Source organism: Flammeovirga aprica JL-4, assembly GCF_012844305.1.
GTDB classification, from domain to species: domain Bacteria; phylum Bacteroidota; class Bacteroidia; order Cytophagales; family Flammeovirgaceae; genus Flammeovirga; species Flammeovirga aprica.
In genome coordinates this window covers 1-5,694 of the sequence record NZ_JABANE010000213.1, presented here as the reverse complement: position 1 = coordinate 5,694, position 5,694 = coordinate 1, and the positions used below count along the sequence as shown (strand labels likewise).

The following is a 5,694-nucleotide window of genomic DNA, read 5'->3' as shown; positions in this document are numbered from 1 at the left end:
AGGTTTTAGAGACTTTTTTAGTCAAATTATTGATCTGGTACATCGTCGTAAGAATCATGGAGGGACCTCTAGTATCAGTATTTAAATAGCCCGTGTTGAACATTTCATAGCTTCCATCAGTATACTCAATGATTACCTCAAACATGTCACCTTGGCTGAAATAGGCGTATCTACCATCATATTCTGTATCATTAGTGTTGTAGAATGTATTATGCTCATCATACTTTCTGTATATCTTATTTACGGTTCCTACAGGTGCATTCACTACCAAGTAAGCATATTGCCTGTTAGCCATCTCAATAGTGGTAGATATTTGTGCTGGAGGAATTATAGCTTCACCAGTAAGAGTATAATGCTTATAAGGCTCACCGCGTCCTTCTCTATAAACGTTGATGTAAACTGTACCATACATGCTGTCAATATCATACGTCATATCATCAGTGATATCATCAATGTAGATAGTCTTATTGTTACCAAGATCATCAGTAACGCTCATTAGGTAGTTATCAGTCAGTAGACCGTCTTGTGCTTCATGCTTACCACTCATTGGAGATACTACCAAGTCCACCGTTGGAGTTACTGAGATTGATCTAGGTTCTTGTGAAGGAGCTATAACTTCTTCTTGGTTGTTACATGATACCATTGCAATTAGCATGGCAAAAATTAAGTATATATTTTTCATTGTGAAATTTGTTATGAGGTTATTAAAATAATTGGCAAACGTTCTTTGATGCTTCTAAGAAATTGAAGTATGGATTATCATCATAATCATTATTAACTGCTTCTGGATCAACACTACCTTCAGTAACATCATCTCTGTAATTTGACATGTAAATATAGCATCCTTCACCACTTAGACCGTAAGAATTGACTACATATGAGTTATACTTTAGTTGGTATACTCCAAACCCATCTACATAATACTTACCTTCTGCCGTTGTCTGGTCTATATAGTCAGGTACACCGCTATCTGAGTATGTTGTATAGTATGATTCATATGTGAAAGTGCCATCTGGTTTGAACTCATACCTAGATGATTTTTCGTTGTAATCAGAATAGTAATGATTTTCCAAGTAGGTACTAGTAGGTTCAGCTTCTTTATCAGAGCATGATACTACTGTAAATAATAAAATAGGATTGTGTATATATTTTTCATTATGAAATTTGTTATGAGATTATTATAATTACTATAAACGAATGCCAATACTGGCAGACACTTCATTATACTTAGTGTATCCAATTTTTAACACTATCTTTTTGTATGTTGTGAAAAGATCAATACCGTAATCAAATGAACTACCTGCATTTTTTGTTCTCCATGTTGTGTATCCACCGTAGTCATTAATAATGTGATTTGCGTGAATAGCACCTATTTTTGGAGCTAATGACACTAACCATTCAGATTCACTATATATTGGTAGTGCATATCCAACATGCCAAGAGAGAAGTGACTGATCACCTGTATAAGCCCAGTTACCAGTTTCAACTGAATTACTTTCACCTGATCCCATTTTCATATTAGCTTGAAAATCAATAAGTACATTATGTACCGTCATACCAATTTCAAAACCGCCTGTTGAATATTCTCCTCCAATTGGCATATTGCTTTTACCTTGTCTTGACTCATATGGAGATGTCATACCACTGTATCCAACATATATTGAATTTAGTTTCTCATCCATTGGAAACCAAGATTGAGCTTTTGCTGTGAATGACACTAATAATAAAATAAGTATTGTGTATAGATTTTTCATTGTTGTGATTATTATGGTAACTGTAACGGTCACACTGTTACCTTTGTTTTAAAAATTTTAAGTTGTTAACAGTTTAGATTAACTTGGAATCTCTACTTTGTTTATGCTTGAATAGATGTCTGCCAACAATAACATCCACTTTATCAACGTACATCCTCATATCCTTGGCTATCTTGACAAGTATCTCAGAGTATGTTAACCCTTCTTTTTTATACTTGACGGTCAGATCTTTAATCTTATAAAAGAAAATCTGAAACCGAATCTAAGACAGTTTTACGAAAAAATGTCACAACAGGAACTGCAAGAAGAGTTAGACAGATTAAATGAAGGAATAAAGTTCATTGAAGAGAAATTGAAGTAAACATCCAGCAGATGATTTTTTGAAGTATATACCTTAAAATATAGGATATGCGGAACATCAAATTATTACTACTTCAAACATTAACTCATTAGTATAATATTGAATACTACAATTGATTAGTTTTGAACATTTTGATAGTTGCTAAACTCTGTATTTAGTATGTCCTGTAGTTTTATTGATCCTAATTTCAATATATTTGCGGAATCAAAGAATTAAATTGATGATTTTTTTGATGACTATTCTAATGTGATAATGCTTAACTTTTCTTTCTAAGAAAATACTCTACTATGCAAAAAAAAACAACTACGATTTATCAGTATTGAACCCTATAAAAGTTGACAATGATACGTTTTTGATAAAGCGAAATACAGTTCTATCAAAAAGAACTGGTCTTGTTTCCACAGATGCAAAAATAAGGGATGATGGAAAACATTTATCCATCTGTATAGGCTATAAAAGATATATCATTGCAAAATTGATCTATCAGCTATTTGGAAACAAAGAACTACCAACTCGTTTTATTTCATACAAGGATAGTGACAGGAAAAATTTAATATTCAGTAACCTCTCCCCTATTCCACAAAAACAGGATCGTGCAGCGATTATTACAGACGATAATACAATGAGAGACCTTCCAGAACAAGTGACATTTGAAGGTAAGACTTTTAAACATAGCTCTTCTTTTCCTACGTTATATTGTTCAGAGGATGGGGATGTGGTATGTTATAAGAATATGATGCCTAAGTTAAAAAAATAGCGTGTAGTGAATGACCATACATGTATACATTACTATTTTAATAAAATTAATACTACAGTATACGTACAAGGACTTATAAGAGAAACATGGTTGAATCAACCTTACAGAAACACTAAATCTTTTTTTAAGAAAAAATAGAGATTTTAAAATTCAAATAACTGTTACTTAAAAACAATCTCCCTATAAACCTCCATCTTCTCTCTCACTCCTACTTCCTGCCTTACTGGAACTTTTACCATCTCCCCTTTTTCCACATCAAGCACTCCTATCAGATCCGAATGCTCACTGCTTTCCGCTTTCTCCATTGCTGACTCCACCAATTTATGAGGCACCGCAAAAAAGAAGAAGTCGGTCCAGCCTATGTATTCTTCAAATTTATCATCATTGAGTAGATCGTGCTTGGAAACTTTGATTTCTATGCCCGCTGTCATTAACTCCTCGCCATAAGCAGCATAATGGGGTTTGATGGTCATAATCGCATCAAATCTACGACGTTGGGGTTTTGGTTTTCCGAATCGGGTTTTCTCTTCAGTATCTATTCTCACCGTTACTTCTTTAAAGGATTTCGTTTCGGTTGGCGTTGACATCTTGGCGATAAAAGGATAATGCTGAAGGCAAAGTGTTCTGACCCATTCTGTTTTGAGTGTGACGACTTCATATACTTCGTCTGCTGTTAAGGTGTTGAGTTGTGTATCTGCAAGAGTGACATTATTAACTTCATTGAATTGAGAATTATTGAATTCAGTTTCATTAAACCGCTCTAATTGATTTAGTTTTACTGCATTCCAAGTTTCACGTAGCTCCTTAGTTTTTGCATCTCCTGAAAGGATTTTTTCCATCTGAACTTCTACGATGTCTTTAGGTGCGTACTTTTCAATTTGAGCAAAAGTTTCTAATTGGTATGGTGTAGAAGTGGCTTGATGCAAATCCTCCGGTTTGTCAGAAGCGATTAATCCTAAAAAGGTTCTGGAGGCTTTGAAAATACGCCAGATGTAAGAAGTGGCTACATTGGTAGAGTAAGAGACATGACCGACCCACTTGGTGAAACTTTTGAATTCACCTTTGTAAAGTTCCTGGTTCTTTACGATTAGCATTAACTCCCCTATTTTCTTCCAAGATTTTTTTTCCTTGGTCAGGAGTTGTTGGATTTCAGTTTCTATTTGAGGGAGGTTATTGGCGGTATTTTTCATGATATTATTTTTACTCCACTAAGTGGAGTAAAATTAAGAGTAATTGGTCGGTTTTCAAAATATTTTTTCTATGATAGAAGTAATAAAATAACCCCCACAAGTGTTTTTGGCTTGTGGGGGTTGGTTTTTGTTGTGATAAGTTGGAAACTTATGCAATTGGATAGTTCTAAGTAACGCCTTATGGCTTTATACTGAGAACAGTGGGGATTGATTATAATTCTTTTTTTATAAACTCTCCCTTGAGTAAAGAAAGCCATTTTTCTTCACCTCTATGTTCAACTTTATAGTTTAAACCTATACCACTTTGTATTTTCCATTCTTTTATACTACTCTCTCTTTCCATTCTACAATTAAAAATTCCATTTTCTGCAATTTTAAATGACTGAATTATTAACTCAAACCCATTTTTATCCTTTCTGTGAATAAAACGAGATTCTCCTTTGTCATAATAAATAGTTTTAATTCTTTTATCTGATTCTATTGATTCCGAAATCAATATAGTAACGTAATCCAATTCATCTAATAAAACAGAGTTATTATCATACTCATTAATATATTCCCTAGGGTCACTATACTTTTCAATTCCATCCTCCTCAAAATTTTCATCCGAACCAATAGGGTCGAAATATAATTCAGGGGATAGACTTAAAATTTTAAGGTCATTTTCTAAAATTAGTTTATATTCAATAGTAATTTTCATTGATTCGTAAATTTTATTTGTATTAATTTTTACGGCCTTTATTTCCTAAATCTCTCTTTTCAAATGCTTTATAAATTAGTCGTTTCATTTTTTTTCCAGATTTACTATCTCCAAGTTCCTTATCTAATTCTTCTGGGGTTAGCTCAATTAATTTTTCGAGGTCTATCCCCTTTATATTCCCATTATTTCTAAGGTCTTCTAACTGACCTTTACCTTTAAGCTGATCTATGATAGGAATACCAGGTTCCACACTTTTATTATTCTTGTTTTTTACTTTCTTAAACTTCTCTGCCCAAATAGCTGGCCATTTACGTATCTCTTTTAATTCCTTAAGTATTCTTACATCATCCTCATCTTCTGGGTCTCCATTTTCCTCAAGCCATCCTATTTTTTGATCTATGTCCATATCATCCCAGTCTTCAGGCCTTGGGGTTAAAGCAACTGGAATACCTGGATTGGGTTTAGGAGCTAATGGTTTTTTCCTGTCAGGCTGTACATTTGGCATTATTGGAATTACTGGGTGTATTCTTATTGAAGGTTTTCCTCTAAAGAGCGAGCCAAACATCCCTTTATCAATCATCCTTTTAACATGCCATATCGTAATAGTTCCTAAAACTACTGCACCTGCTACTGCATAATATACTCCGATTGAAGTACCAATTACTACAAAATCACCTTTAGTATCTTTAAATAGAATTGGGTTGTCATTTAAGCCTACATATGGACTTATATCTGGTTGTAAAGTCCATTCAGGGTCAATACTAAGAAACCTTCCAATCACAGGGTTATATTGTCTAAATTCTGTTGAGTACCCTGCAATATCTTCTTCATGTTCCATCCCATTAAACCCATACCTATACTCCTCACTACCGCTACTCCTAGCCGTAATCTTCAACCCAAAAGGATAGTAATCACTATATGAAAGAACGTGT

Annotated in this window: 7 protein-coding genes; 1 reads left to right on the top strand and 6 read right to left on the bottom strand. The window is 33.8% G+C overall.

Translation table 11 applies throughout. The features are described 5' to 3' along the window. From HHU12_RS32950 to HHU12_RS32940, 3 genes are all read right to left on the bottom strand, one after another. Positions 1-682, bottom strand: a 682-nt coding sequence (locus HHU12_RS32950; RefSeq protein WP_169660981.1) for a hypothetical protein, incomplete at its 3' end; no start/stop codon positions are given. A gap of 22 nt (positions 683-704) precedes the next feature. Further along, complete coding sequence (locus tag HHU12_RS32945; RefSeq protein WP_169660980.1) at positions 705-1,073, bottom strand: hypothetical protein; 369 nt, start codon at positions 1,071-1,073, stop codon at positions 705-707. A 114-nt stretch (positions 1,074-1,187) separates the two neighbouring features. Beyond that, a complete protein-coding gene (locus HHU12_RS32940) occupies positions 1,188-1,754 on the bottom strand; it encodes a hypothetical protein (protein WP_169660979.1) in 567 nt (188 codons plus the stop codon). Positions 1,755-2,467: 713 nt separating this feature from the next. Between HHU12_RS32940 and HHU12_RS32935 the strand changes: the two genes are divergently transcribed. Next, a complete protein-coding gene (locus HHU12_RS32935) occupies positions 2,468-2,872 on the top strand; it encodes a hypothetical protein (RefSeq protein WP_169660978.1) in 405 nt (134 codons plus the stop codon). Positions 2,873-3,033: 161 nt separating this feature from the next. Here HHU12_RS32935 and HHU12_RS32930 read toward each other — a convergent pair whose 3' ends face one another. The 3 genes from HHU12_RS32930 to HHU12_RS32920 form a co-directional block, all read right to left on the bottom strand. Beyond that, positions 3,034-4,062, bottom strand: a complete 1,029-nt coding sequence (locus HHU12_RS32930; protein ID WP_169660977.1) for a hypothetical protein — start codon at positions 4,060-4,062, stop codon at positions 3,034-3,036. Between the two features lie 211 nt (positions 4,063-4,273). After that, complete coding sequence (locus HHU12_RS32925) at positions 4,274-4,762, bottom strand: hypothetical protein (RefSeq protein ID WP_169660976.1); 489 nt, start codon at positions 4,760-4,762, stop codon at positions 4,274-4,276. A 22-nt stretch (positions 4,763-4,784) separates the two neighbouring features. Next, a partial coding sequence (locus tag HHU12_RS32920) for an RHS repeat domain-containing protein (RefSeq protein ID WP_205960061.1) occupies positions 4,785-5,694 on the bottom strand: 910 nt, incomplete at its 5' end.